The sequence below is a fragment of the Sphingomonas sp. BK345 genome (assembly GCF_014193845.1).
Classification (GTDB): domain Bacteria; phylum Pseudomonadota; class Alphaproteobacteria; order Sphingomonadales; family Sphingomonadaceae; genus Sphingomonas.
The window spans coordinates 20060-45573 of the sequence record NZ_JACHZX010000011.1; the positions used below are offsets into that span (position 1 = coordinate 20060).

The following is a 25514-nucleotide window of genomic DNA, read 5'->3' on the forward strand; positions in this document are numbered from 1 at the left end:
CTTCGAGACGAGGCTTCGACGGGCTCAGCCTCTCCTCAGCGCGATTGCTGTGGGGGCCAGCGTGTGATTTCTCTCTCCTCGGCCGTGCGCGTGCTCCTGAGGACGCAGGAGCCCAGAGCCACGAGTGTCCGCCCCCTGCAGCCCTCCACTCCGGCGTTCGCCGGAGCACGGTTCGGTCGAGGTGGATCTATTGCGAGGCGGGGGTGGGCCTAAAGCGCCCCCTCACTCCCCCGCCAACTCCCGCAACAAGGCCGACGCCCGCTCCAGCCGTTCGTGCGCCGAATCGATCCGTTCGCGCAGCAGCAGCCGGCGCTCCTTCGCCTCCAGACCGTGCGCGGCGGCTTCGATCTCCACGCCCGGCCGCGGCGTCAGCGCGATCGCCGCCGGGCCCGCGACCACGGCCGCGATCCCCGCCGCGCGCGCGTCGACCCGCAGCCGCGCCACCGCCAGCAGAGTCCGCGCTTCCTCTGGTAGCGCGCCGAAGCGGTCCTCCAGCTCCTCCTCCAGCGCGTCGAGCGCCTCGCCCTCGTCGATCCGCGCCAGCCGCGCGTAAATCGTCACGCGGATCTCCTCGTCGCGGATCCAGCTCTCGGGCAGCCGGCCACCCACCTCCAGTTGCAGCTCGGGCGTCCAGCGCTCCACCTCCTCGCCGCGCGCGCGGCGCAGCGCGCCCTCGAGCAGCTGCTGGTAGAGGTCGATCCCGATCAGCTTCATATGCCCCGCCTGGGTGTCGCCGAGCAGGTCGCCCGCGCCGCGCATGTCGAGGTCACGCGCGCTGATCGCGAAGCCGGCGCCGAGCCGGTCGAACGCCTCCAGCGTGCGCAGCCGCTTGAGGGTGCGGGGCGCGATCTCGTGCTCGGGATCGGTGACGAGCAGCACATGCCCTCGCCGCGTCCCGCGCCCGACGCGCCCGCGCAGCTGGTGGAGCTGCGACAGACCGAAACGGTCGGCGCGCCAGATCACCATCGTGTTGGCACGCGGCACGTCCAGCCCCGCCTCGATGATGTTGGTGGCGAGCAGCACGTCGCCGTCGCCGCCGGCGAAGCGCACCATCGCCTCGTCGATCTCGGCCGCGGGCATCTTGCCGTGCGCCTGCACCAGCGACAGCTCGGGGACGAGCCGCGCCAGCTTGTCGGCGATCCCCGCCATGTCCTCGATCCGCGGCACCACCACGAAGCTCTGTCCACCGCGCGCGCGCTCGCGCAGCAGCGCCGCACGCAGCGTCTCCGGATCGAAGTCGCCCACCGCGGTGCGGATCGGCTGGCGCCGCGCGGGCGGGGTGGCGATGATCGAGAGCTGCTGCAGCCCAACCAGCGCACTCTGCAGCGTGCGCGGGATCGGCGTCGCGCTCAGCGTCAGCACGTGGCCGGCGGAGAGCGAGCGCAGCTTCTCCTTGTCGGCGGTGCCGAAGCGCTGCTCCTCGTCGATCACCACCAGCGCGAGGTCGTGATAGTCGACGCCCTTGCCCGCGACCGCGCCGGTGCCGATCACGACCCGGATCGAGCCGTCGGCGAGCCCGGCCTTGACGCGTTTCTTCTCCGCCGCGCTGCTCAGCCGCGACAGGCCCGCCACCTCGATCCCGAGCGGCTCGAACCGGCGCGCGAAACTCTCCAGATGCTGGCGCGCGAGCACCGTGGTGGGCGCGGCGACCGCGACCTGCTTGCCCGCGAGCGCGGCGATCGCGGCGGCGCGCAGCGCCACCTCGGTCTTGCCGTAGCCGACGTCGCCGATGACGAGCCGGTCCATCGGCCGGCCCGAGGCGAGATCGTGGCGCACCGCCTCGATCGCACGCGCCTGGTCGGCGGTCTCGGTGAAGGCGAAGCCGGCGGCGAAGCGCTCGTAGGCGGCGGCGTCAGGCTCGAGCACCGGCGCCTCGCGCGCCTCGCGCTCGCGCGCCACCTCGGTGAGCTGGCGCGCGCTCTCGGCGATGGTCGCGTCGATCTCGCCGCGGCGCTTCTGCCAGCTCGACCCGTCGAGCCGGTCGAGCGTCACTGCGTCCGCGTCGGCGCCGTAGCGCCAGATGCGATCGGCCTCGGCGACCGGCACGAGCCGCACGCCGTCGTCGGCATAGCCCAGCTTGATCGCGTCGCCGTCGTCCTCGCCGGGCAGGCTCTCGAGCCCGAGCACGACGCCGATGCCATGCTCCTCGTGGACAACGACGTCGCCGACGCGGATCTCGCCGGTCTCGATTAAGACGAGGTCGGCGGGGGCGGTGGCGAGGCTCTCGCGCTCGGCGCGGCTGCCGAGCAGGTCAGCGGCGGCGACCGCGACCACGCCGTCGCGCCGGAAACCGCGGTCCGCCGGCAGCGCGAGTGCCACGAGCGCGCCTTTCTTCGCCTTGGCGACCTCGGCCCAGGAGTTGACCGGGGCGATCTCGTCCTTGAGCGCCTTGGCGACGCGACGGCGCAGGAAGCGCAGGTCGCGCTCGCTGCCGAGCAGCGCCACCCGGTCGCCCTCCTCACGTGCGGCGCGCGCGAGCTTGGCAAAGGCGCGCAGCGGCGCCTTGTGCTCGACGAAGCGCGGCGGCGGGTCACCAGCCCGATCGACGCTGGCCTGGTCGCGTGCGGCGAGCGCCTTTGTCCAGGCCGCTTCGTCGACCACGTCGGCGAGCGTACGATGCGGCGATCTCTTGGCGGTGTCGGCGGCGAGCGCGAGGAAGCGGCGCCGCCGCTCCTCCGCCGCAGGACCGATCACGACCAGTGCGTCGGGGAGATGATCGAGCAGGGTGGTGGTTGTGCCGGACTTCTCTGCGGAAGACGCGGTTACCTCCGGCTCCGACACGCGCCCGAGCTCGCGCTCGTCCAGCTCCTCGGTCGTGCGCTGGTCCGCCGGGTCGTAGCTGCGCAGGCCGACGACCTTGCCCTCCGCCACCTCGACCCGAAGCGGCTGCGGCGCGTCGGCGGGGAAGACGTCGAGCACCTGGCCGCGCAGCGCCACCTCGCCAGGCTCGTCGACGCGCTCGTCGGCGACATAGCCGATCGCTATCAGCCCGTCGTAGAGCTCCGCGAGATCGAGTGCCGTCCCGCGCTTCACCGTCGGCGGCTCGGCCTCGAACGCCGCGGGGGAGGGATAGGCGCGCGCCAGCGCCTCGCCGGTAGTGATGCAGGCAAGGCGCGGTCGCTCGCCCTTCTTGTTCTTGGTCAGCAGCCGCAGCCGACGCAACGCCGAGACACGCTGGCCGACGTTGGCGGGGGAGGCGGCGGCCTTCTCGCCCGGCAGGGCGTCGCTGCCGGGGCAGAAGATGACGCAGGCCTCCGGCATCGCGGCGGCGAGCGCATGCGCCAGGGAGAGACCGCGCGCCTCGTCCACGGTGGCGACGAACAGGTCGCGTTCGCCGAGTAGCTCGGCCAGCGCGGCGGCGCTCTCGGCGACGCCCAGCTGCGGCGTCGGCAATGGGTCGGTCAGCGCGGGGAGCGCTGCCGCCTCTGTCTCGGTCATTCGGCTAAACCCCTGAAGTTAGGGGGCGGAACGAGCCTGCGGGGGCGGCGTTCCCTTGCTCTGCGGACGATAGGCGGCGCGAGGTGGTACGATGCTGAGAGCGAGCGTGGCGATGGCGATGGTGGCGCTGCTCGCGGCGGCACCAGCGTCGGCGAAGCGCAAGACCCCGGACGCGGAGCTGGCCGAGCTGCTCAAGGGCCGCACTGCCGAGCCCGCGGTGCGCTGCATCACCCCGACCACCAACGACTCGCAGCGGATCATCTCGGGCAAGGCGATCGTCTACGGCAACGGCCGCCGCATCTGGGTGAACGTGCCGATCGGCCGGCTCGACACGATGCGATGGGACGACGTGCTGGTCACCGAGCGCTTCGGCGGCCAATTGTGCCGCAACGACCAGATCCGGGTCGTCGACCGCTTCTCGCGCGTGCCGCGGCCGATCCTGCGGCTCGGTGATTTCGTGCCCTATGTGAAGGGTCCGGCGCGGCGGTGAGGGGTTAACTTACCGATTAGCGTCATCCTACCAACTAGGGTCATCCTGAGCTCGTCTCAGGATCCACGGCGCCGGGTACCAGCGGCCGACATGTGCGCGGCGCAGTGGATCCTGAAACGAGTTCAGGATGACGCCGAGGCATTGGAAAATCGCGGCAACGTGACTCACCTCGCCTCGATCACCTGCACGCGATGCTCGTGGCAGGCGCGCAGCAGCTCTTCCGGAAGTGGCTGGTCGGTGACCAGATAGTCCACCATGTCGAGCCGCCCGACCCGCACCGGCGCCGCGCGCCCCACCTTGGACCCGTCGACCACCAGGATCACCTGACGCGCGTTGCGCGCGATCGTCTGGGTGACCTGCACCTCGTCGGCGGCGAAGTCGAGCAGGCTGCCATCCGAGTCGATCGCGGAGGCGCCGATCAGCGCGACGTCGACCTTGAAGCTCTCGATGAAGCGCATCGCCAGCGCCCCCACCACCGCGCGGTCGCCGCGGCGCACCTGACCGCCGACCACCACCAGCTCGATCCCGTCATGCCCGTCCAGCAGATCGATGACGTTGAGGTTGTTCGAGATCACCAGCAGGTCGCGGTGCGCCACCAGCTGCCCCGCGACCGCCTCGGTGGTGGTGCCGATATTGATGAAGAGCGACGCGCCGTTCGGGATCAACGCGGCGGCGGCGGCGCCGATCGCCGCCTTGGCGCCGGTCGCGACGCCGCGGCGTTTGGCATAAGCGAGATTGTCGACCCCGGAGGTCACGATTGCCCCGCCATGCACCCGCGACAACAGCGCGCGCCGTGCCAGCACGTTGAGGTCGCGCCGGATCGTTTGCGGGGTGACCTCGAAACGCGCGGCTAGGTCCTCGACCGTCACGCGCCCGGCGCCGCGCACCAGCGCTAGGATGCGGCGGTGGCGCTCGGCGGCGGGGTCGCCGCCGTCGGGCGCGTCCCCGCTCACGCCGGCGCCAGGGCGCGCGCGAGATAGGCGTCGACCCGATCGGCGGTGCCCGGCGGGACGTGGAGCCCGAGCTTGCTGCGGCGGAAGAGCACATCCTCGGCGGTGCGTGCCCACTCGTCCGCGATTAGATAATCGAGCTCGCGCGCGGTCAGACCAGCGCCGAACTCCTCGCCGAGGTCGGCGGCGGAACGCACCGTCCCGAGCAACACGCGTGCCTTCGTGCCGTAAGCGCGCGCCAGCCGGCGCAGCAGCGCGCGGTCGAGCGCGGGATAGTCGCGCGTCAGCGAGTCGAGGAGTGGCTCGAATCCTTCTGGCGGGAAGTCGCCGCCCGGCAGCGTCGCACCCGCGGTCCAGGCGCTGCCGGCGTCGGGGAAGGTCTCGGCCAGCTCCGCCATCGCGTGCTCGGCGAGCTTGCGATAGGTCGTGATCTTGCCGCCGAAGATGCTCAGCATCGGCGCGTTCTCGTTGGCGCCGGCGGGGCCGCGATCGAGGTCGAGCACATAGTCGCGCGTCACCGCCGAAGCGCTGGCGGCCTTGTCGTCGTACAGCGGCCGGATGCCGGCGTAGCTCCACACGATCTGCTCGCGCGTGACGGGGGCCTCGAAGTAGCGCGCGATCGTCTCGAGCAGATAGTCGGTCTCGTGCGGCGCGATCGCGGCACGGCCGGGCGCGCCCTCCCATGCTTCGTCGGTGGTGCCTACCAGGGTGAACGCGCCCTCATAGGGGATGGCGAAAACGATGCGGCGGTCGGGGTTCTGCAGCATGAAGGCGTGGTCGCCCGCGTAGAGCCGCGGCACGACGATATGGCTGCCCTTGACCAGCCGAACCCCTCGGTCGTCGCGCGCGTGCGGCACGCGCGACAAGATGTCGGCGACCCACGGCCCGGCGGCGTTGACAAGGGCGCGCGCGGTGAGAGTGCGCTCGCCGCCGGCGTCCGCGCTTACGCCCAATAGCGTCGCGCGCCAGCCGCCGCCCGCGCGCGCGGCGTCGACCAGGCGGGTGCGCGTGAGGACGGTGGCGCCGCGGTCGGCGGCGTCGCGCGCGTTGAGCACGACCAATCGGCTGTCCTCGACCCAGCAGTCGGAATAGACGAAGGCGCGGCCGCGCTGGCGCAGCCCGTCGCCGCGCGGATCGTTCGCGAGGCGGATCGTCTCGGTCGCGGGCAGGCGCTCGCGCCCGCCGAGATGGTCGTAGAGGAACAGCCCCGCGCGCACCATCCAGGCCGGGCGCGGCGAGTTCGTCTGCGGCAGCACGAAGCGCAGCGGCCAGATGATGTGCGGCGCCATCGCCCACAGCCGCTCGCGCTCGATCAGCGCCTCGCGCACCAGCCGCACCTCGCCATATTCGAGGTAGCGCAGCCCACCGTGGATCAGCTTGGTCGAGGCCGAGGAGGTGTGCGCGGCGAGATCGTCCTGCTCGACGAGCGTCACGCGAAGCCCGCGCCCGGCGGCGTCGCGCGCGATCCCGGCGCCGTTGATGCCGCCGCCGACCACCAAGATGTCGGTGTCGAAACCGTCGCGTGTCTCGTTCCCGCTCGCCATGGCGCGAATATGAGCCGCGGCATCCGAGACTTCAAACGAAGATGTTGACGTTCGTTCGAACCCGGCGGACAAAAGTCGGCAACGGTCACCAGGGCCGCGGGGAGAGGGACATGGCGGAGGATGCGGCGCCGGTGGCCAGCACGCTGCGCGGCGAGCTGATCTCGGAGATGCTCGCGGTGGCGATCATCATCACGCTCGGCGACTCGGCGGCGGCGATGATCACGCTGTACGACCCCAGCCCCTATGCCACGGCTTACTGGGGCGTGTGCATCGCCTGGGGTCTCGCGGTAACGATCGCGATCTACGTCACCGGCGCGGTCTCGGGCACGCACGCCAACCCGGCGGTGACGCTGGCGCTGACGCTGTTCCGCGACTTCCCGCGCCGCAAGGTGCTGCCGTACGTGGTGGCGCAGGTGGTTGGCGCGATGATCGGCGCGGCGCTGGTCTACCAGCTCTTCGGCCCGGTGATCGACGCCTATAATGCGAGCCACGCGCTCACCCGCGCGCAGGGCGGGGCGGCGGGCGTGTTCTTCACCGCGCCGGGATTGCACATCACGGCGGTCCACGCCTTCTGGGACGAGGTGGTGCTCACCGCGATCCTGCTGCTCGGCATCTTCGCCATCACCGACGAGTTCAACACCTCCGCGCCGATGGCCAATGCCAGCGCGCTGATCATCGGCCTGCTGGTGGCGTGTATCGGCGCCTCGGCGGGCTTCCTCGAAGGCTGGCCGATCAATCCCGCGCGCGACGTCGGGCCACGGCTGTTCTGCTGGCTGCTGGGTTGGGGCGAGTCCGCCTTCCCCGGGCCCGACCATTATTGGTGGGTGCCAATCGCGGGGCCACTGGTGGGTGGCGTCGTCGGTGCGGGGCTCTATCAATTCCTGGTCAAGCCGTATCTGCCGCGGCGGCGCTGAGGAGAGGGATCATGGCCGATACGAAGAACCACGTGCTGGCGATCGACCAGGGCACCACCTCCACCCGTGCGATCGTCTTCGACCGCGACGCGCGCCCGGTCGCGACCGCTCAGACCGAGTTCGCGCAGCATTATCCCGAGGGCGGCTGGGTGGAGCACGATCCCGAGGACATCTGGCGCGACACGCTCCAGGTCGCACGCGACGCGATCGCGCAGAGCGGTGTCGGCGCGGCGGGCGTGGCCGCGATCGGCATCACCAACCAGCGCGAGACGGTGGTGGTGTGGGATCGCGCAACCGGCGAGCCGATCCACCGCGCGATCGTCTGGCAGGACCGCCGCACCGCCAGGCTCTGCGCCGAGCTCAAGTCGGCCGGGCATGAGCCGGCGGTGCGCGCCAAGACCGGCCTGCTGATCGACCCCTATTTCTCCGCCACCAAGCTCGCCTGGATCCTCGATCACGTCACGGGCGCGCGGGAGCGGGCGGAGCGCGGCGAGCTGGCGTTCGGCACGATCGACAGCTTCCTGCTGTGGCGGTTGACCGGCGGGCAGGTCCACGCCACCGACGTCACCAACGCTGGCCGCACCCTGCTCTACGACATCCGCGCGCAGCGCTGGGACGAGGAATTGTGCCGGCTCTTCGACGTGCCGATGACGCTGCTGCCGGAGGTGCACGACAACAGCCGCGTCTTCGGCCACACCGCCGAAGGACTGTTCGACGAGGCGATCCCGATAGCAGGCATCGCCGGCGACCAGCAGGCCGCGCTGATCGGCCAGGCCTGTTTCGATATCGGCATGGCCAAGTCGACCTATGGCACCGGCTGCTTCCTGCTGCTGAACACCGGCGCCGAGGCGATCGAGTCGGAGCACCGGCTGCTGACCACGCCGGCCTATCGGCTCGACGGCGCGATGACCTACGCGCTGGAGGGCTCGATCTTCGTCGCGGGCGCGGCGGTGAAATGGCTGCGCGACGGCATCGGCGTCATCACCCACGCGCGCGAGACCAACGACATGGCGACTCAGGTGCCCGACAGCCACGGCGTCTACATGGTCCCGGCGTTCGTCGGTCTCGGCGCGCCGCACTGGGACCCGGACGCTCGCGGGGCGATCTTCGGGCTGACGCTCGGCGCCACCCAGGCCCACCTCGCGCGCGCCGCGCTGGAGGCGGTGGGCTATCAGACGATGGATCTCACCGCGGCGATGATCGCCGACGGCGGCGCCGCGCCCGCCACGATCCGGGTCGACGGCGGCATGGCGGCGAACGACTGGCTGTGTCAGTTCCTCGCCGACCTGCTCGAGGTGGCGGTGGAACGGCCGGTGCATCTCGAGACCACCGCGCTGGGCGCCGCCTTTCTCGCCGGCCTGGCGACGGGAGTGTGGGCCGACCTTGACGCGGTGCGCGCCACCTGGGCGCGGCGCGACTGTTTCGAGCCGCGCATGGCCGCGGCCGACCGCGAGCGGCTGGTGGCGGGGTGGAAGGTCGCCGTGGCGAAGACGCTGACCACGGGGTGAGGGGGCACTTCGAGACGAGGCTTCGACAGGCTCAGCCTCTCCTCAGCGCGACCGGGTGACGACGAGGCACCGTTCATGTTGAGGAGGCGCTGAGCTCGTCGAAGCGCCGCCTCGAAGCACATGGCGTAGCGACCTGTCGAGCGGTTCAGAACAGCAAGGTCAGGGAGTAGACCAGCGCGCCCACGGCGGCCGAGGCAGGGATGGTGATCACCCACGCCACCACCACGTTTTTGGCCACGCCCCAGCGCACCGCTGTGGCGCGCCGCGCTACGCCCGCGCCGATGATCGATCCGGTGATCGTATGCGTCGTCGACACCGGAATGCCGAGCGTCGACGCGCCGAACAGCACGATCGACCCCGCCAGCGAGGCGCTGAACCCCTGGTGCTGCGACAGCCGCGTGATCCGCGAGCCCATCGTCTCGATGATCCGCCAGCCGCCGGTCATCGTGCCGAGCCCGATCGCGACATAGCAGCTGATCGCGACCCAGTGCGGCACCTCGAACGGCCCGGTCAGGTAGCCGGTCGAGTAGAGCAGGACGGTGATGATCCCCATTGTCTTCTGCGCATCGTTGAGACCGTGGCTGAGCGAGTAGGCGGCGGACGACATCAGGTGCAGGACACGGAACGAACGCTCCGCCTGGTTGGCGGTGCGGCGCCGCAGCGCCCAGCTCGACAGCAGCATCACCAGCATCGCCAGGAACATCCCGATCGTCGGCGAGAGCACGATCGCGATCAGCGTCTTATTGAGCCCGGCCCATTTCACGCCCGAGAGCCCGGCATGCGCCACGCCCGCACCGATCAGGCCGCCCACCAGCGCGTGGCTGCTCGACGAGGGGATGCCCTTGAGCCAGGTGATGACGTTCCACGTCATCGCCCCGCCGAGCGCGCCGAAGATCACGGCGGGGGTCACCACCTCCTGCGCGATCAGCCCCTTGCCGATCGTCTCGGCCACGGCGTGGAGGCTCGGCACCGCTAGCGTCAGGAAATAGGCGGCGAAGTTGAAGAAGGCGGCGAACACCACCGCCTGCACCGGTGACAGCAGCCGTGTCGCCACCACGGTGGCGATCGAGTTGGCGGCGTCGTGCAGCCCGTTCAGATAATCGAACGCCAGCGCGACCAGGATGAGGCCGACCAGCAGCGGAAAGGCGAGCTCGTGCATGGCCGCGGCTCAGGCGTGGTCGATGACGATGCCATCGATCTCGTCGGCGACGTCCTCGAAGGCGTCGAGCACGCGCTCGAGATGCTTGTACAGCTCGCGCTCCACCACGAAACGCAAGGTGTCGGTGCGGCCGAACTCGCCGAGCGAGCGCTTGAGCCCGGCGGCGTGCATCTCGTCGGCGCGGCCCTCGATGCGGATCAATTGCTCGGTGAAGTCGTGCAGCTTCTGCCCGTTGCGGCTGACGTCGCGCAGCAGCGGCATCGCCGCGACGGCGAGCTCGGCCGCCTCCACCGCGGCGGCGGCCATCTCGCGCATCTCGGGGGCGAACTCGCGCACCTGGTAGAGGTCGATCGCGGCGGCGGCTGCCTGCATCTCGTCGACCGTATCGTCGAGCGCGCCGATCAGCGTGGCGATCGCGCCGCGGTCGAACGGCGTCAGGAAGGTCGAGCGCACCGTCTTGAGCACGTCACGGGTGATGTCGTCGGCGCGGTGCTCGTGGGCGATGATCTCCGCGATCATCGCCGCAGCATCGCACTCGCCGCCGACCAGCTTGGCGAGCGCGCGCGCGCCCGCCAGGTCGGTCACGGCGTGCGCCTCGAACATCTCGAAGAAATTGCCCGTCCTCGGCAGAAGACGCTGGAACCAAGCGAACATCGAACTCCCATCCCCACCCGAAGGTGTTTCCCGTCCCGATAGCCCGAAGCACGAGTTGCGCGCGGCGCCAAGCAAAACCGAGCGGCGCCATGGCCGAGACATGTGACACTTGGGTTGCAGCGCCATCGGCGGTTTCGTCCCGAAAACCGATAACCTGCATCAAAGCTATTGTTTTTAAAGGAACATCCCGCGCCGCACCAGCTTGATCGGGGGAGCAAGGAGAGACGCATGCCAAGCTATTCCAACGAAACGGTCCAGTCGGTGTTCGTGACCGGGTTGAAGAACGCGCACGGAGTCGAGCATCAGGCGCTCGCGCTCATCGACCGCCAGCTCGACCACCTCGCCAATTATCCGGAGGTCGCCGCGCAGCTGCGCATGCACCGTGCCGAGACGGAGGAGCAGATCCAGCGGCTGGAGGAGATCCTCGCCGGCTTCGGCGAGACCCATTCGGTGCTCAAGGACGCGGCGCTGTCGTTCACCGGCAATATGGCGGCGCTGGCGCACGTGTTCGCGCCCGACGAGATCCTCAAGAACAGCTTCGCCAATTTCGCTTTCGAGAATTTCGAGGCGGCGAGCTACAAGTCGCTGCTGACGCTGGCGGACGCCGGCGGCTTCCAGCAGCCGGTGTCGCTGCTGACCGCGTCGCTCAACGAGGAGCTGGCGATGGCCGCCTGGGTCGACGAGCACAATGCCGAGCTGACGCTGAAATATGTCGAGCGCCGCGCCGCGGGAGAGACGGCGAGCCACTAAGGCGGGCGGGACTCAACGTTCGCGCGGTGACGGCGCGTTCGGCCAAGTGACGGCGGGACTGGGGTTTCGCCCTGTCGGTCGGGGCGGTGGCGGCCGCGAATGTTGCGAATGTTGGGTCGCTGGCGCGGTTCGCGCGCATGTTGAGTCCGCGGGCGCGAATGGTGGGCTGCGCGTGCGTGACAGGCGTCGCGGCGCGGGATCGCGGCCGGCGACGATGAGACAGAGCCGCGCGTTTGTGACAGGCCGCCCAAGTGTAGGACAGCGGTGAGTCGAGGCGCCAATCCTCCCCGGCACGGGGAGGGGGACCGCCGCGCGCAGCGCGGTGGTAGAGGGGGCTCTCCCCGGAGCGCAGCGCCTGCGGAAGCCCCCCTCCACCATGCTTCGCATGGTCCCCCTCCCCGTGCCGGGGAGGATCTAGGTCCCGCTACTCAGCCCGCTCACACCACCGCGACCGTCACCGGCGATGCGGCGAACAGCGCGCTCGCCGCCATCTCCTCGCCCGAGTCGTAGCGCACGCGCGTGTCGCCCCAGTCCCTCGCCCCGTGCAGCGCCACCGCGCAGCGCAGGGTCCGGCCATCGCCGCGGCGCTCGAAGGCGAGCAGGTGCGCGGCACCCGCGCCGCTCACCTCGGCCGCGGCATAGTCGCCGTCGCGGAACAGCGCCGGGTGCGCGCGCCGCAGCGACAGCAGCTCGGCGATCAGCCGCAGCTTCGCCGGCGCCGCGGCGTCCAGCAGTCGCGCGCGCCGATCATAGTCGACCGGCCGACGGTTGTCGGGATCGACCAGCGAGAGGTCGGCCAACTCGGTTCCCTGGTAGAGGTCGGGCACGCCCGGCAGCGTGTAGCGCAGCAGCACCTGCGCCAGCGTGTTCGCCTCCGCGATCGGGCGCAGCGCGGCGAGCATGTCCTCCACCGCCGCCACGAAGGCCGCGTCGGCGAGCCAGCGGTCGAGCAGTGCGTCGGCGGCGGCCTCGTAGGCCTCGTCGGGCGCTTCCCACGACGAGCGCAGCTTCGCCTCGCGCAACGCCTTCTGCTGCCAGCCCTTCACCCGCTCGGCGAAGTCGCTGCCGGAGCCGGCGTCGGGCCCATTGTCTGGCCACGCCCCGACCATCGTCTGGAGCAGCATATAGGCGTCGGCGGGATCGACCGCCTCGTCCTCGTCCACCCACCGTAACGCCAACGCGCGCCACGCCTCCGGCCGCGCGCTTACCGCCGCCAGCCGCGCGCGCATGTCCTCGCCGCGCTTGTGGTCGTGAGTCGCGGTGGTGAGCATCGCGTGCGGCACCGCCCGCGCGCGCTCCTCCATCGCCGCGTGGAAAGCCGCGGGGGGCATCGCGAAGGTCTCGGCGTCGAAGCCGACGTCGTTGCGCGAGAGCAACCGGCCGTAGCGGTAGAAAGCGGTGTCCTCCACCGCCTTGGCCGCGATCGGCGCGGAGAGCTGCTGGAAGCGCCGCACCGCCTCGGCGGCCAAAGCCGCATCGCCGGGGCCGTCGCCGGCGAGCCAGGCGAGAATAAGGTCGGTGATCGGCGCCTCGCCCGGCGGGATCAGCTCGGCGACGCGGGCGCGGACCTGCGCGCGCACAGCCTCGTCTCCGGCGGGCGCGGCGTCGCCAGTGCCGTAGGTGCGATAGACCGGGAAGACCCACAGCAGCCGCTCGATCGCGCGGCGCAGGGCGGCCGAGGTGACGCCGTCGCCGCCGGGCGCGCTCGCGGCGAGCGCGGCGAAGGCGGCGACGCAGCCGTCGAGCTGCCCCGCGAACTGCCACGACAGCAGGTCCTGGCGCGCCTGGAACTCCTCGGGCTCGAAGGTCGCGCTGCGCCCGCTGATCTCCTCCCACAAGGCGCCGAGCGGTTCCGCGCCGGCGGGATCGTGGAGCAGCGCGGTGACCTGCTCCATGAAGTCGTAGCCGCTGGTCCCGTCGATCGCCCAACCGTGCGGCTGCGGCTCGCCCGCGCCGAGGATCTTCTCGACGATGATCCAGGCATCGTCGCCGAGCCGCTCGCGCAGCCGGTGACAATAGCCGATCGGGTCGGTGAGCCCGTCGACATGGTCGACACGGACACCGTCGATCAGCCCCTCGTCGTGGAGGCGGAAGTAGAGCGCGTGCGTCGCCTCGAACACCGCGGGGTCCTCGGCCCGGACGCCGGCGAGCTCGTTGATGGTGAAGAAGCGCCGCCAGTTGAGCTGATCGTTGGCGGTGCGCCAGTAAGCGAGGCGGTAATGCTGACGCTCGAGCAGCGGGGCGAGCGGGCTGGTCTCGGCGCCGTCCTGGTCCTCGTCGCGGATCGGGAAGCGGTGCTCGCCATAGGCCACCACCTCCCAGCGGTCACCGGCACGCTCGACCGCGATGTCGCCGTTGCCCAGCGCCTCCGACAAGGGCGCGCCGAGCACGGGCAGGACGATCCGCTCGCGCCAGTCGATGTCGAACACGCGCGCGTGCGGGCTGTCGGGGCCGCGCTGGAGGACGTCGGTCCACCAGGCGTTGTGGCCGCCGGCGACGCCCATGTGGTTGGGGACGATGTCGATGATCACGCCCATGTCGCGTGCGCGCAGCGCGGCCACGAGCGAGCGGAACGCCTCCTCGCCGCCGAGCTCGGGGTTGATCCGGGTCGAAGCGGTGACGTCGTAGCCATGCGTCGAGCCCGGCGTCGCCACCGTGATCGGCGAGGCATAGACGTGGCTGACCCCGAGCTGGTCGAGGTACGGGACCAGTGCCTCCGCGTCGGCGAAGGTGAAGTCCTTGTGGAACTGGAAGCGATAGGTGGCGCGCGGGGTCATCCGTGTCTTTCGGCGGTGAGCAGGTCGGTGCGGCGCGCGACGTCGCGCTGCGCGAGCAGCTGCTCTGTGGGGGCGGGTAGGCGGCGGCGCCAATTGGGGTGCTCGTCGACCGTGCCGGGCAGGTTGGGCTGTTCCTCCTCGCCGAGCAGGTCCTCGACCGGCACGATCGCGAGCGGCGCGGGCGCGGCGGCGACGTGCGCGAGCACGCGGTCGAGCGGGGGCTGCGCGGGCGGCGCACCGGTCCCGCCCATCGTCTGCCACAAGGCGGCGCGTTCCTCGTCGCGGTGCGCCCTGTCCCCGGCCGCGCTGGCATGGCGCGAGCGGCGGCCGAGCTTCCACGCCCAGTCGATGTCGCGGCCCTTCCACCAGCCGGCCACCGTGGGGGTGTCGTGCGTGCCGGTCATCGCCACCGCCATCTCGTCCCAGCCGGCGGGATCGGTGAAGCCGCCGTCGGCATCGCGCTCGAATGGAAGCACGCGCATGCCGAGCATGCAGCGCCGCGCGAGCTCGTCGCGGAAGCCGGGCGGGACGGTGCCGAGGTCTTCCGCGATCACCAGCGCGCCGGCGCGCTGCGCCTCGATCGCGAGGATGCGGCGGAGGTGGTCGCCGGGCATCGTGAGATAGGCGCCGCGCCCGGCGCTCTCGCCCTCCGGGACGACCCAAAGGCGCTGCAGCCCGAGCGCGTGGTCGACGCGGATGCCGCCGGCGTGCGCCAGCGTCGCGCGTAGCGTCTCGACGAAGGGTCGGAAGCCGGTGCGCTCGAGCGCGAACGGGTCGAGCGCGGTGATCCCCCAATTTTGCCCGTCGGGGCCGAGCGGGTCGGGCGGGGCCCCGACGGTGAGGCCGGTGAGCAGCTCGTCGCGCGCGCCCCAGGCGTGGCTGCCGCCGCCGTCCATGCCGACCGCGAGGTCGGCGATCAGCCCGACCTGCATCCGCTCGCGCGCGGCACGCTGCGCGGTGGCGAGGCCGAGATCGGCGAGCCACTGGAGGAAGGCGTAGAAGGCGACATCGTCGGCGTGCTCGGCGACGAAGCGGATCACCGCCTCGGAGGTCGGGTCCTGATAGTTGCTCGGCCAGTCCTGCCAGCCGCGCCCGCCGAGCCGCGCGTGGAGCGCGTCGAAGCGCGCGTGCGCCTCGAGCGCGACGCCGCGCTGGCGGCGGAAGGCGAGCGCGGCCGAGCGCGCCGCCTCGCCGGCGAGGTCATAGGCGCCGCGCAGCTGCTGCAGCCGCTCGCGCGCCGCGCTCTCCCATTCGATGAGTGGCGGCGCGGGGGCCGGGGGGAGCGGCACGCCGATGAGGCCGGGGTCGGCGAGCAGGACGTTGTGGAACAGCCGCGTCGACGGCGCATAGGGGCTGAAGCGCGTCGGGTCGGCGGGGAAGAGCGCGTGCGTCGGGCTGATCGCGAGCGCGTGCGCGCCGGCGCGGCCGAACGCCTCGGCCGCCTCGACCAGCGCGCCCGCGTCGCCGAACGCGCGGCGCTCGCGCGACTGGAGCGCCGGGATCTGCACCGCGGCGCCCCAGCTGCGCGGTGGCGGCTCAGGGCAGCGCCGCGGTGCGAGCGCGAGCGTGTACGCGCGGTCGCCGACGAGCAAGCGGTGGTAGCCGGGGCGGTCGAGCGGGGGGAGCCAGCCTCTGGCGTCGCGCTTCGGGGTGGCGCGGCCGCCGTCCTCGAAGTGGAGCTCGACCGCTCCGCTGGCGTCGGCGGGGAGATCGATCGCGGTGTCCGCGTCGGCGGAGAGGAAGGGGGTCTCGGGCGGCGTCGGGTCGAGTCGGTCGAGGACGGCGGCGAGCACGTCGTCGGGCACGCGCTGCGCGTTGCCGTCGGCGTCCTCCCAGTCGCGGACGAGGCCGGCAGCGGCGGCGCGGGCGGCGAGGTCGGTCATGCGAGGGGGCCGCGGCGGGGAGGGAGGCGCGCGATAATGTCGTCCCTGACGTCACCCCACCCCTTGCCGTCATCCCGAACCTGATCCGGGATCCACCGTGCCGCGAACTCAGGGGCGGCAGGGTGCGCGAAGGGGTGGATCCCGGAACAAGTCCGGGATGACGGAGGAGGGGGGAGCGTTGCCCCACCCGCCGAGCCGGAGGAGGCCGCCCCCAAGCTCATGCCTCCACCCAGGCGACGAAGCGCTCGCCCTCGCGCCACAGCACGCGCTCGGGTGTCGGCAGCGGCGCGGGATCGTCACCGAGGTCGAGCGCGAGCGCCAGCGTGGTGCCGTCGCCGAGCCGCCAGCGCGCCTCCACCGCCGCCGCGCCAATGGCGCGCGCGCCGAGCGAGGTCGTACCCTCCAGCCCAGGCACGATCCGCTCGGCGCGCAGGGCGAGCAGGTCGGCGTAGAGCGCGCGCCACGCCGCCGCCTGCGGCCCCGGCTCGGGGCGCGAGCGCTCGAACGTGCTCGCCGCGTTGGGATCGGGGATGCGCTCGCGCGCCGCCTCGTCGGCGAAGGCGTCGAACTTGGCGAACTCCTTGCGCCGGCCCTCGCGCACCGCGTCGGCGAGCTCGTCGTGGAAGTCGGTGAAAAACAGGAACGGCGTCTCGCTGCCGTCCGTATCGCCCATGAACAGCAGCGGCACCTGCGGGCACAGCAGCAGCAGCGCGGTCGCGGCGCGCAGCTTGTCGGGCGCGGTCAGCAGCGTCAGCCGCTCACCCATCGCGCGATTGCCGACCTGGTCGTGGTTCTGGAGGAAGGCGACGAAGCGAGTCGGCGGCAGGCCCTTGCTCGGCGTGCCGCGCGGCTTGCCGTCGTGGTTGGGCGAGGGGTCGCCCTGGTAGATGAAGCCCTCCGCGAGGCAGCGCGCCAGCCGTTCGGCGGGGCGATCGGCGAAGTCGCCGTAATAGGCGCTCGTCTCGCCGGTGAGCAGCACGTGGAGGACGTTGTGGAAATCGTCGTTCCACTGCGCGTCATAGCCGCCGTCGTTGAGTCGCGCGGCGTCGTTGCGCTCGTTCTCGAGCACGAGATGGACGTGGCGGCCCGGCAGCGTGGCGCGCAGCTCGGCCGCCATGGCGTCGAGGAAATCGTCGTCGGCGATGGCGTGGACGGCGTCGAAGCGCAGCCCGTCGACGCGATAGTCGCGCAGCCACATCAGCGCGTTGTCGACGAAATAGCAGGCCACTGGCGGCGCCGAGACGTTCACCGCGCCGCCCCAGGGCGTGTGGACGGCCTCATCAAAGAAGCTCTTGGCGTAGAGCCCGAGATAATTCCCGTCGGGGCCGAAGTGGTTGTACACCACGTCGACGAAAACGCTCAGCCCGAGCCCGTGCGCGGCGTCGACCAGCGTGCGCAGCGCGTCGGGCGTGCCATAGGCCTCGTGCAGCGCGTAGGGCAGCACGCCGTCATAGCCCCAGCCGCGTTCGCCGCCATAGGCGCCCAGCGGCATCAGCTCGATCGCGGTGGCGCCGCTGGCCGCGATGTCGGCGAGCCGCTCGGTCATCCCGGCGAAGCCGCCGAGCGCGCCGGCGTGGAGCTCGACGATCACCATCTCGTGCCACGGCCGCCCGCGCCACTGCGGGTGCTGCCAATCGAAGCGGGTGTCGGTGACGACGCTCCAGCCGTGCACCCCGCCGTCCTGCCGGCGCGACGCCGGGTCGGGCACGGCCTGGTCGCCGACGCGGAAGCGGTAGCGCGCGCCGGCGCCGACCGGCGCCTCGGCGGCGTACCAGCCGTCCTCGCCCGCGGTCATCTCGATCGGCGCACTCTCGGCGAGCTCGAGCGTCACCGCCGCGGCGTCGGGCGCCCACAGGCGGAAGCGCGTGCCAGTCTCCGTCGGCTCGGGACCCCAGGCCATCATGACGGGAACGCGCTCCGCCACGTCAGCAGTACCGCGCCCTGCGGCGCGACCTCATACTGGTCGTCGACCTCGATCTCGCCCTGCTCGGGCTTGGCGCTGTCGAGCAGCACAACCCGCTGCACCTGCGGAGCGGGCAGCTGGAAGGTGATCGGGTCGGCGCTGGCGTTGAGCAGCAGCGAGATCGCCTCGACCTCGCCGTCCTCGGTGCGCGTGGCGCGTCGCATCATCAGCGCGCGGCCCTCGGGATTGTCCCAGTCCTCGGGCGTCATGCGCTCGCCGCGCTCGTTCCACCACTCGACGTCGTTGACGCCCTCGCCCGGTGAGTCCTGGCCGTAGAGGAAGGTGGCGGCGCGCAGCACCGGGTAGCGCCGGCGCAGTTCGGTGAGCCGCGCGGTGAAGTCGATCTGGCGCTGGCCGTCCTCGCTCGCCGCCGCGCTCCAGTCGAGCCAGCTGATCTCATTGTCCTGGCAGTAGGCGTTGTTGTTGCCGCCCTGCGTGCGCCCGAACTCGTCGCCGGCGACCAGCATCGGCGTGCCGAGCGAGGCGAGCAGCGTCGTCAGCATCGAGCGCATCACGCGGCCGCGCGCGTCGTTGATCAAGGGATCGTCGGTCGACCCCTCGGCGCCCCAGTTGCGCGAGTAATTCTCCGAATGGCCGTCGCGATTGTCCTCGCCGTTGGCCTCGTTGTGGCGGCCCTCGTACATCACCGTGTCGGCGAGCGTGTAGCCGTCGTGTGCCGAGAGCAGGTTGACCGTGGCCCAGGGGCGCCGCGCGCGTCGGTCGAACAGGTCGCCCGAGCCCGACAGCCGCGCGGCGAGGTCGCCGCGCTGCGACGGATCGCCGCGCCAGTACTTCCGCACCGTGTCGCGGTACTTGTCGTTCCACTCGGCGAAGCCCGGCGGGAAGTTGCCGAGCTGGTAGCCACCGGGGCCGACGTCCCACGGCTCCGCGATCAACTTGAGCCGGCCGAGCACCGGATCCTGCCGCAGCACGTCGAAGAAGGCCGCGCCGGGGTCGAAGCCATAGTCCTCGCGCCCGAGCGTCAGGCCGAGGTCGAAGCGGAAGCCGTCGATGCCGAAGCTGGTCGCCCAGTAGCGCAGCGAGTCGGCGACCATCTGGATCACGCGCGCCTTGCTCATGTTGAGCGTGTTGCCCGTGCCGGTGTCGTTGATCGTGTAGCGCGGATTGTCCTGGACCAGGCGATAGTAGCTGGCGTTGTCCAACCCGCGCCACGACAGGGTTGGGCCGCGCTCGGACCCCTCGCAGGTGTGGTTGTAGACGACGTCGAGGATCACCTCGATCCCCGCCTTGTGGAGCCGGTGGACCGCACGGCGCAACTCGTCCTGATGGTCCGAGGCCATGTACGACTGCTCGGGCGCGAAGAAGCCGAGCGAGTTATAGCCCCAGTAGTTGCGCAGCCCCTTCTCCTGCAGGAAGCGGTCCTGCGTGAAGCTGTGGATCGGCAGCAGCTCGATCGCGGTAACGCCGATGCGCTGGAGATGCTTGATCACCGCCGGGTGGCCCAGCGCGGCATAGGTGCCGCGCTCGCGTGCGGGGACCAGCTCCATCAGCTTGGTCAGGCCCTTGACGTGCGCCTCGTAGATCACCGTCTCAGACCAGGGCGTGTTGGGCCGGCGATCGCGCGACCAGTCCCAGTGATCGTCCACCACCATCGCCTTGGGCATGGCGGGGGCGCTGTCGCGCTTGTCGAACGACAGGTCCTCGCGGCGGTGACCGATGCGATAGCCGTGGAGCGCATCGGTCCATTTGATTTGGCCCTGGATGCGGCGCGCATAGGGGTCGAGCAGCAGCTTGTTGGGGTTGAAGCGGTGCCCCTCCTCGGGCGCGTAGCGGCCGTGCGCGCGATAGCCGTAGACCAGTCCCGGCCCGACATCGGGGAGATAGCCATGCCACACCTCGTCGGTGCACTCGGGCAGCATCAGCTTGCGCAGTTCGCGCTTGCCCGCGGGATCGAACACGCAGAGCTCGATCGCGTCGGCGTTGGCGGAGAAGACCGCGAAATTGACGCCTTCGCCGTCGAACGTGGCGCCAAGCGGATAGGGCGATCCCGGCAACAGCCGGTCCGGCAGGTCGTGCAACATCATGCTCCCGACAGGAGAGAGGCCGCGCTGCCGCGGCCGAAGAGGGAAAGTGTCTCGCGCCGGGGAGGGGCGCCGCGGCGCGCCTCAGGCGCGCTTGGTGCGCGGTCCCGGACGCTTGGGTGCGGCGGTGGCAGCCGGCACCTTGGAGTCGGCGGCCTTCGCGCCACGCGCGCGCGGCGCCTTGCTGGCGGTGCCCCCGGCCTCGGGGCTGCCTGAGGGGATGGTGGTGGCGGGCGAGTCCGCCGGCTCGTTGGCGAGCGGCTTGGTCAGCTCGGCGCCGGTGGTCTCGTCGCCGGAGGTGACGGCGGGCGTGTCGCTGCCGTCCTGCGGCTCGGGCGTGGCGGCGGGCTGCTCGCCGGGGAATTCCTGCTGCGCGCGATGCCAGTGCTCGTCGTGCTTGCCGTGCGGCTCACCCTCGTCCTGCCAGAGGCGATAAGCGCGCTCGCGGATCTGTCCCTCGCGATCGTCCGACATGCCCGTTCCCTTTTTCCCGGTTTTCCGCGGCTGTAACTCCCGAACCGCGGGATCGTCGCAAGGGGGTTGAGAAAATCGTTGCGGGGGAGCGGCAGATCCTCCCCGCATGGCGGGGAGGGGGGACCATGCGCAGCATGGTGGAGGGGGCTCTCCGCTAGTGCTGCGTTTCGTGGAGAACCCCCTCCACCACGCCCTTCGAGCGCGGTCCCCCTCCCCGCGAGCGGGGAGGATTTAGCACCTCACCCCTCCGCGAGCGTCGCGTTGTCGATCACGAAGCGGTACTTCACGTCGCTGCGCTGCATGCGGTCATAGGCCTCGTCGATCTGCTGGATGCGGATCATCTCGATGTCGGCGGTGACGCCCTTCTCGGCGCAGAAGTCGAGCATCTCCTGCGTCTCGGCGATGCCGCCGATCAGCGAGCCCGCGATCGCGCGGCGGCCGAAGATCAACGTGCCGACGCTGGGCGACGGATGCGGATGCTCGGGCACGCCGACCAGCACCAGGGTGCCGTCGCGCTTGAGCAGGCCGGTGAAGGCGTCGAGATCGTGGCTCGCGGCGACGGTGTTGAGGATCATGTCGAAGCTGCCGGCATGCGCCGCCATCTCCTCGCTGTTGCGCGAGTTGATCACCTCGTCGGCGCCCAGCGCCCGGGCGTCCGCGCGCTTCGTCTCCGAAGTGGTGAAGGCGATCACGTGCGCGCCCATCGCGTGCGCGATCTTGACGCCCATGTGGCCGAGACCGCCAATCCCGACGATGCCGACCTTCTTGCCCGGCCCGACGCCCCAGTGGCGCAGCGGCGAGTAGGTGGTGATGCCCGCGCACAGCAGCGGCGCGACGGCGGCGATCTGCTCCTCTGGGTGCGAGATCTTGAGCACGAACTTGTCCGACACGGTGATCGCCTGCGAATAGCCGCCGAGCGTGTGGCCGGGCGCGTCAGCGGTCGGGCCGTTGTAGGTGCCGACGAAGCCGCCGCCGGTGCAATATTGCTCAAGCCCCTCGTCGCACGAGGCGCAATGCTGGCAGCTGTCGACCATGCAGCCGACCCCGACCGTGTCCCCGACCTTGAATTTGCTCACCTCGGCGCCGACCGCGGTGACATGGCCGACGATCTCGTGGCCCGGCACGCAGGGATACAGCGTGCCGCCCCACTCGCCGCGCACCTGGTGGAGATCGGAGTGGCAGACGCCGCAGTACGCGATGTCGATCTGGACGTCATGCGGCCCGGGCTCGCGCCTAGTGATATCCATCGGCTCGAGCGGCTTGTCGCCGGCGGTCGCGCCATAGGCTTTGGTGGCCATGATTGTTCCCCTTCAGAAGTGGGCGCGCCTGGCGACGCGCGGGCCTCAGATAGGGCCGCGGCGGCGCCAGCGCAGGCGGGACGTGCGTTCAACGCGGTGATGAGGATCGCTCAGCGGTGCCTTCCCGTGTGCTCCTGCGCACGCAGGAGCGCAGAGCTACAAGCGCAGCGTTCGGGAGCCTGGGCTCCTGCGTGCGCAGGAGCACGGACCGGCTACATCGAGACGCTACTCACCCCAGCGGCCGCCTCTCCCGGATGTGATCGGCGAGCAGGCGCAGCGCGGTCGGCACCTGGCGGCGGCTCGAATAATAGAGGTGATAGCCGCCACCGACCGCGGCCCAGTCCTCCAGCACCAGCCGCAGCGTACCCTCGCCCAGCGCGCCCGCGAAGACCGGCTCGGGCCCGTACATCAGCCCCGCGCCGCCGCGCGCCAGCGTCAGGCCGAGATCGGTATCGTCGATCGTCAGCGCGCCGGGCACGTCGATCGCCAACTCCTCGTCGCCGCGCTCGAACTCCCAGTGGTAGATGCGCCCGGCGCCCTGGCGCAGCCGCACGCAGCGATGCTGCGCCAGTTCGCGCGGGTGCGCCGGCGTGCCGAAGCGGTCGAGATAGGCCGGCGTTGCGGCCACCACCCAGCGGATGTCGCGCGAGAGCCGCAGCGCGATCATGTCCTCGGGCACGGTGCCGCCGTAGCGGATCCCGGCGTCGAACCCCTCGCCGACGACGTCGACCAACCGGTTGCTCGCGACCACGTCGACCTCGATATCGGGGTAGCGCTCGACGAAGCCGGGCAGCACCGGCGCGAGCAGCAGCCGCGCCGCGTCGACCACCACGTTGAGCCGGATCCGCCCCGCTGGCGCGTCGCGGAACCGGTTGAGCGCCTCGATCGCGCCGTCGATCGCGCGCAGCGGGTCGCTGATCGAGTCGCGCAACTGCTCGCCCGCGGCGGTTAGCGTGACGCTGCGGTTGGTGCGGTGGAGCAGCCGCACGCCCAGCCGCGCCTCGAGCGCCTTCATCGAGTGGCTCAGCGCCGAAGCGGTGACGCGCAGCTCCACCGCCGCACGCGCGAAGCTCAGGTGGCGCGCGATGACGAGGAAGTAGCTGAGATCGGGCAGGTCGCCGCGGGCGGTGGACATGACGCCGATGTGCGACCTCGCCGCCGTGCTGGCAACCGCGTCAGCGCCGCGCGCGCACCAGCGTCACCGCGCCGGTGCCGAGCGCGGTGAGCACCGCCAGCACCGTCAGCAGCAGCGCGAAGTCGCGCGGCGTCGCCAAGGTCCAGGTCAGCAGCGGGCCGAGCAGCGCCGGCAGCGTGTTGGTCAGGTTGAGCAGCCCGAGGTCGCGCCCGCGCCGCCGCGGGTCGGGCAGCAGCTGCAGCGCGAACGCCGAGTGGAGCGCGAGGAACACCGCCGAGCCGACCGAATAGGTCGCGAAGCCGATCGCCGCAGCGGTGGTGCCGGCCGCCAGCGCCATCGTGCCCAGCCCGGCCACCGCGACCAGCCCGGCGGCGACGAGGAAGGGCTGGCGCCGCCCGACGCGGTCGGACCAGCGCCCGACCAGCAGCGCGAGCGGCAGCGGGATGACGTAGCAGATCGTCAGGAGGGTGCCGACCTGGCGCGCGAGCACGAGCTGGCGCTCGCCCGGCGCGATGCTCTCGAACACGTAGAGCAGGTAGAGCGACAGCGCCGCGGTGGCGAGCTGCATCAGCAGCCGCGCCGCCGCGGCGATCAGCAGGTCGCGGCGCGGCAGAAGCGGCGCGGTCGCGGGGGCGGTCTCGTCCGCGCCGCCGCCATCGCCGCGCAGCAGCAGCAGCGGCAGCAGCGCCAGCGCGGCGAGCAGCGGCACCACCGCTAGGCGGGTCGCGTCGGCGAGCCCTTCGTCCGCTACCAGCACAGCCGAGAGCAGCGCCGCGACCGGGTTGCCGAGCGCGATCAGTCCGGCGGCAAGACCTTTGCGCGCGTCGGGCACCTCGTCGGCCATGATCGGCAGCAGCGGCGCGAGCACCGCGTTGACCGCGACCTGGAACAGCACCACCGCGGCCACGATCGTCACCGCGGTGGAAGCCGAGGCGACCAAAACGTAGCTTGCCGCGGTGGCGACCAGCCCGCCCGCGACCCAACGCCGCCGCCCCCCACCGCGCGCCACCGAACGGTCGCTGAGCCAGCCGAACAGCACGTTGGCCGCGCTGGCCGCGACCGCGCCGAGGATCGCGGTGAGGCTCAGCAGCGGGATGCGCGCGTCGCCCGCGATGGCGTGGATCTTGAGCGGCAGCAGCAACGTGAGCAGCGGCAGGTAGGCGATCACCCCGCCCATGTTGGCGAGCGCGAAGGCCAGCAGGAACCACGCCGGACGCGCGGGGCGGGGAAGAGCGGGAAAGGCCATGGACGCGCGCATGATAGGGCCGCGCGACCGCCGCGCCACCCTCGACCTCAACGCGATGGCGGGGCGTGGCGCGCTTGGCTATGGCGGGCGCCGCCGGGCAGCGGCGATCGGGGGAGCGGGGATGGCACGGCGGCGGCAGACGGTGACGATCAAGCATGTCGCGGCGGACGCCGGCGTGTCGCTGCAGACCGTCAGCCGCGTGATCAACAACGAGCCCAACGTCCGCCCGGCGATGGCCGAGCGCGTGCGCGAGGCGATCACGCGTCTGGGCTATGTCCCCTCGCTGGCGGCGCAGCGCATGGGCGGCTCGCGCAGCTATCTGATCCTGGCGCTCAACGACCGCGACCGTACGATCAGCGACTGGCGCGCGCGCCAGGGCACCGACTGGGTCGACCAGATGCTGCTCGGCGGCATGCTGACCTGCGCGCGCCACGGCTATCGCCTGCTGCTCGAGCTGGTCGACACGCACAGCGACCGGATCGAGCGCGAGCTCGCCGCGACGATCGCGGCGCTCCAGCCCGATGGCGTGATCTTGACTCCGCCGCACTCGGACAACCCGCTCATCGCCGAGCTGCTCGACCGGCACGACATCGCCTTCGCGCGGATCGGCGCGCAGGGCGGCGGCACCGGCATCGCGCTGTCGATGGCGGACGAGGCGGGGGCGCGGCGCGCCACCGAGCACCTGCTGGCGCTCGGCCACCGCCGCATCGGCTTCGTCGCGGGGCCGGAGGATTATACCACCAGCGCGCAGCGGGCCGACGGCTGGCGCGGCGCGATGCGCGAGGCCGGCGCGAGCTGCGACGGGCTGCTCGCGGTCGGCAACTTCGATTTCCCGAGCGGCGAGGCGGCCGCGCACGCGCTGCTCGGCGCGGCGGTGCCGCCCAGCGCGATCCTGGCGAGCAGCGACCAGATGGCGCTGGGCGTGCTCGCCGCGGCGCGCGAGCGTGGCCTCAGCGTGCCAGAGGACCTGTCGGTGGTGAGCTTCGACGACACGCCGATCGCGCGCTTCGCGCACCCGCCGCTCACCGCGATGGAGCAGCCGATTGCGGCGGTGACGGCGCGCGCGGTGGAGCTGATCATCGCGCAGCTCGGCGGCCGGGCCCGACCCGCCGCGCCGGTGGTGATCGCGGGCGAGCTCAAGGTGCGCGCCTCGACCGCGGCGCCGCGATGAGGGGAGGTGTCGTCGATAGAAATTGTCCAAGCGCAGCCGGGACGACCCACCCGCCGCTGGCGTCATCCTGAACTCGTTTCAGGATCCACCGCTTCGCAGGCGCCTCACGCCTCAGGTG

Annotated in this window: 18 protein-coding genes; 5 read left to right on the forward strand and 13 right to left on the reverse strand. The window is 71.6% G+C overall.

Features of this window, described 5'->3' with window-relative positions; genetic code table 11:
• Positions 1-222: 222 nt before the first annotated feature.
• Positions 223-3438 (reverse strand): helicase-related protein, encoded by a 3216-nt coding sequence (locus FHY03_RS20020; RefSeq protein ID WP_183932208.1) that lies wholly within the window; start codon positions 3436-3438, stop codon positions 223-225.
• Between the two features lie 91 nt (positions 3439-3529).
• Here FHY03_RS20020 and FHY03_RS20025 point away from each other — a divergent pair, with 91 nt between their 5' ends.
• Positions 3530-3928 (forward strand): hypothetical protein, encoded by a 399-nt coding sequence (locus FHY03_RS20025; protein WP_183925982.1) that lies wholly within the window; start codon positions 3530-3532, stop codon positions 3926-3928.
• A gap of 164 nt (positions 3929-4092) precedes the next feature.
• Here FHY03_RS20025 and FHY03_RS20030 read toward each other — a convergent pair whose 3' ends face one another.
• Positions 4093-4881 carry a DeoR/GlpR family DNA-binding transcription regulator gene (locus FHY03_RS20030; protein ID WP_183932209.1) on the reverse strand — a complete coding sequence of 263 codons (789 nt, stop codon included), beginning with the start codon at positions 4879-4881 and terminating at the stop codon, positions 4093-4095.
• Positions 4878-6422 carry a glycerol-3-phosphate dehydrogenase gene (glpD, locus tag FHY03_RS20035; RefSeq protein ID WP_183932210.1) on the reverse strand — a complete coding sequence of 515 codons (1545 nt, stop codon included), beginning with the start codon at positions 6420-6422 and terminating at the stop codon, positions 4878-4880. Before glpD ends, FHY03_RS20030 begins: the two co-directional genes overlap by 4 nt.
• Positions 6423-6532: 110 nt before the next feature.
• Between glpD and FHY03_RS20040 the strand changes: the two genes are divergently transcribed.
• Together FHY03_RS20040 and glpK are read left to right on the forward strand one after the other, a co-directional pair.
• Positions 6533-7336, forward strand: coding sequence for an MIP/aquaporin family protein (locus FHY03_RS20040; protein WP_183925991.1), 804 nt, complete (start codon positions 6533-6535; stop codon positions 7334-7336).
• Positions 7337-7347: 11 nt separating this feature from the next.
• A complete protein-coding gene (gene glpK, locus FHY03_RS20045; RefSeq protein WP_183932211.1) occupies positions 7348-8844 on the forward strand; it encodes a glycerol kinase GlpK in 1497 nt (498 codons plus the stop codon).
• A 145-nt stretch (positions 8845-8989) separates the two neighbouring features.
• On the opposite strand, the gene FHY03_RS20050 is transcribed toward glpK, so the two are convergent.
• Both FHY03_RS20050 and FHY03_RS20055 read right to left on the reverse strand, forming a co-directional pair.
• Positions 8990-10003 carry an inorganic phosphate transporter gene (locus FHY03_RS20050; RefSeq protein WP_183925997.1) on the reverse strand — a complete coding sequence of 338 codons (1014 nt, stop codon included), beginning with the start codon at positions 10001-10003 and terminating at the stop codon, positions 8990-8992.
• A 9-nt stretch (positions 10004-10012) separates the two neighbouring features.
• Positions 10013-10657 carry a DUF47 domain-containing protein gene (locus tag FHY03_RS20055; protein WP_183926000.1) on the reverse strand — a complete coding sequence of 215 codons (645 nt, stop codon included), beginning with the start codon at positions 10655-10657 and terminating at the stop codon, positions 10013-10015.
• A gap of 228 nt (positions 10658-10885) precedes the next feature.
• On the opposite strand from FHY03_RS20055, the gene FHY03_RS20060 reads away from it, so the two are divergent.
• Complete coding sequence (locus FHY03_RS20060) at positions 10886-11407, forward strand: ferritin-like domain-containing protein (protein WP_183926002.1); 522 nt, start codon at positions 10886-10888, stop codon at positions 11405-11407.
• Positions 11408-11844: 437 nt separating this feature from the next.
• Here the strand turns inward: FHY03_RS20060 and treY are convergent, their stop codons facing one another.
• The 8 genes from treY to FHY03_RS20100 all read right to left on the reverse strand — a co-directional run bounded on the left by treY (position 11845) and on the right by FHY03_RS20100 (position 24225).
• Positions 11845-14184 carry a malto-oligosyltrehalose synthase gene (gene treY / locus FHY03_RS20065; protein ID WP_183932212.1) on the reverse strand — a complete coding sequence of 780 codons (2340 nt, stop codon included), beginning with the start codon at positions 14182-14184 and terminating at the stop codon, positions 11845-11847.
• Positions 14181-16067, reverse strand: coding sequence for a 4-alpha-glucanotransferase (malQ, locus tag FHY03_RS20070; RefSeq protein ID WP_183932213.1), 1887 nt, complete (start codon positions 16065-16067; stop codon positions 14181-14183). Before malQ ends, treY begins: the two co-directional genes overlap by 4 nt.
• A gap of 217 nt (positions 16068-16284) precedes the next feature.
• On the reverse strand, positions 16285-17970 hold the full coding sequence (gene treZ, locus FHY03_RS20075; RefSeq protein WP_183932214.1) for a malto-oligosyltrehalose trehalohydrolase: 1686 nt from the start codon (positions 17968-17970) through the stop codon (positions 16285-16287).
• A complete protein-coding gene (glgX, locus tag FHY03_RS20080; RefSeq protein WP_221190376.1) occupies positions 17967-20075 on the reverse strand; it encodes a glycogen debranching protein GlgX in 2109 nt (702 codons plus the stop codon). The genes treZ and glgX overlap by 4 nt, the downstream gene beginning before the upstream one ends.
• Before the next feature lie 81 nt (positions 20076-20156).
• Positions 20157-20546, reverse strand: a complete 390-nt coding sequence (locus FHY03_RS20810; protein ID WP_221190377.1) for a DUF2934 domain-containing protein — start codon at positions 20544-20546, stop codon at positions 20157-20159.
• Between the two features lie 239 nt (positions 20547-20785).
• A complete protein-coding gene (locus FHY03_RS20090) occupies positions 20786-21844 on the reverse strand; it encodes an NAD(P)-dependent alcohol dehydrogenase (protein ID WP_183932216.1) in 1059 nt (352 codons plus the stop codon).
• 229 nt (positions 21845-22073) lie between these two features.
• Positions 22074-22979 carry a LysR family transcriptional regulator gene (locus FHY03_RS20095; protein ID WP_183932217.1) on the reverse strand — a complete coding sequence of 302 codons (906 nt, stop codon included), beginning with the start codon at positions 22977-22979 and terminating at the stop codon, positions 22074-22076.
• 40 nt (positions 22980-23019) lie between these two features.
• Positions 23020-24225, reverse strand: a complete 1206-nt coding sequence (locus tag FHY03_RS20100; RefSeq protein WP_183932218.1) for an MFS transporter — start codon at positions 24223-24225, stop codon at positions 23020-23022.
• 121 nt (positions 24226-24346) lie between these two features.
• Between FHY03_RS20100 and FHY03_RS20105 the strand changes: the two genes are divergently transcribed.
• Entirely contained in the window at positions 24347-25396 is a 1050-nt protein-coding gene (locus FHY03_RS20105; RefSeq protein WP_183932225.1) for a LacI family DNA-binding transcriptional regulator, read from the forward strand.
• The last annotated feature ends 118 nt before the right edge of the window (positions 25397-25514 follow it).

What these genes read in the sequence shown, in the direction of transcription:
- FHY03_RS20025 (WP_183925982.1), top strand. Translation starts at nt 3,530, where the DNA reads ATGCTGAGAGCGAGCGTGGCGATGGCGATGGTGGCGCTGCTCGCGGCG.
- FHY03_RS20095 (WP_183932217.1), bottom strand. Translation starts at nt 22,979, where the DNA reads ATGTCCACCGCCCGCGGCGACCTGCCCGATCTCAGCTACTTCCTCGTC.
- FHY03_RS20810 (WP_221190377.1), bottom strand. Translation starts at nt 20,546, where the DNA reads ATGTCGGACGATCGCGAGGGACAGATCCGCGAGCGCGCTTATCGCCTC.
- FHY03_RS20055 (WP_183926000.1), bottom strand. Translation starts at nt 10,657, where the DNA reads ATGTTCGCTTGGTTCCAGCGTCTTCTGCCGAGGACGGGCAATTTCTTC.
- FHY03_RS20060 (WP_183926002.1), top strand. Translation starts at nt 10,886, where the DNA reads ATGCCAAGCTATTCCAACGAAACGGTCCAGTCGGTGTTCGTGACCGGG.
- FHY03_RS20050 (WP_183925997.1), bottom strand. Translation starts at nt 10,003, where the DNA reads ATGCACGAGCTCGCCTTTCCGCTGCTGGTCGGCCTCATCCTGGTCGCG.
- FHY03_RS20040 (WP_183925991.1), top strand. Translation starts at nt 6,533, where the DNA reads ATGGCGGAGGATGCGGCGCCGGTGGCCAGCACGCTGCGCGGCGAGCTG.
- glpK (WP_183932211.1), top strand. Translation starts at nt 7,348, where the DNA reads ATGGCCGATACGAAGAACCACGTGCTGGCGATCGACCAGGGCACCACC.
- FHY03_RS20105 (WP_183932225.1), top strand. Translation starts at nt 24,347, where the DNA reads ATGGCACGGCGGCGGCAGACGGTGACGATCAAGCATGTCGCGGCGGAC.
- glpD (WP_183932210.1), bottom strand. Translation starts at nt 6,422, where the DNA reads ATGGCGAGCGGGAACGAGACACGCGACGGTTTCGACACCGACATCTTG.
- FHY03_RS20020 (WP_183932208.1), bottom strand. Translation starts at nt 3,438, where the DNA reads ATGACCGAGACAGAGGCGGCAGCGCTCCCCGCGCTGACCGACCCATTG.
- treY (WP_183932212.1), bottom strand. Translation starts at nt 14,184, where the DNA reads ATGACCCCGCGCGCCACCTATCGCTTCCAGTTCCACAAGGACTTCACC.
- glgX (WP_221190376.1), bottom strand. Translation starts at nt 20,075, where the DNA reads ATGATGTTGCACGACCTGCCGGACCGGCTGTTGCCGGGATCGCCCTAT.
- FHY03_RS20090 (WP_183932216.1), bottom strand. Translation starts at nt 21,844, where the DNA reads ATGGCCACCAAAGCCTATGGCGCGACCGCCGGCGACAAGCCGCTCGAG.
- malQ (WP_183932213.1), bottom strand. Translation starts at nt 16,067, where the DNA reads ATGACCGACCTCGCCGCCCGCGCCGCCGCTGCCGGCCTCGTCCGCGAC.
- treZ (WP_183932214.1), bottom strand. Translation starts at nt 17,970, where the DNA reads ATGATGGCCTGGGGTCCCGAGCCGACGGAGACTGGCACGCGCTTCCGC.
- FHY03_RS20100 (WP_183932218.1), bottom strand. Translation starts at nt 24,225, where the DNA reads ATGGCCTTTCCCGCTCTTCCCCGCCCCGCGCGTCCGGCGTGGTTCCTG.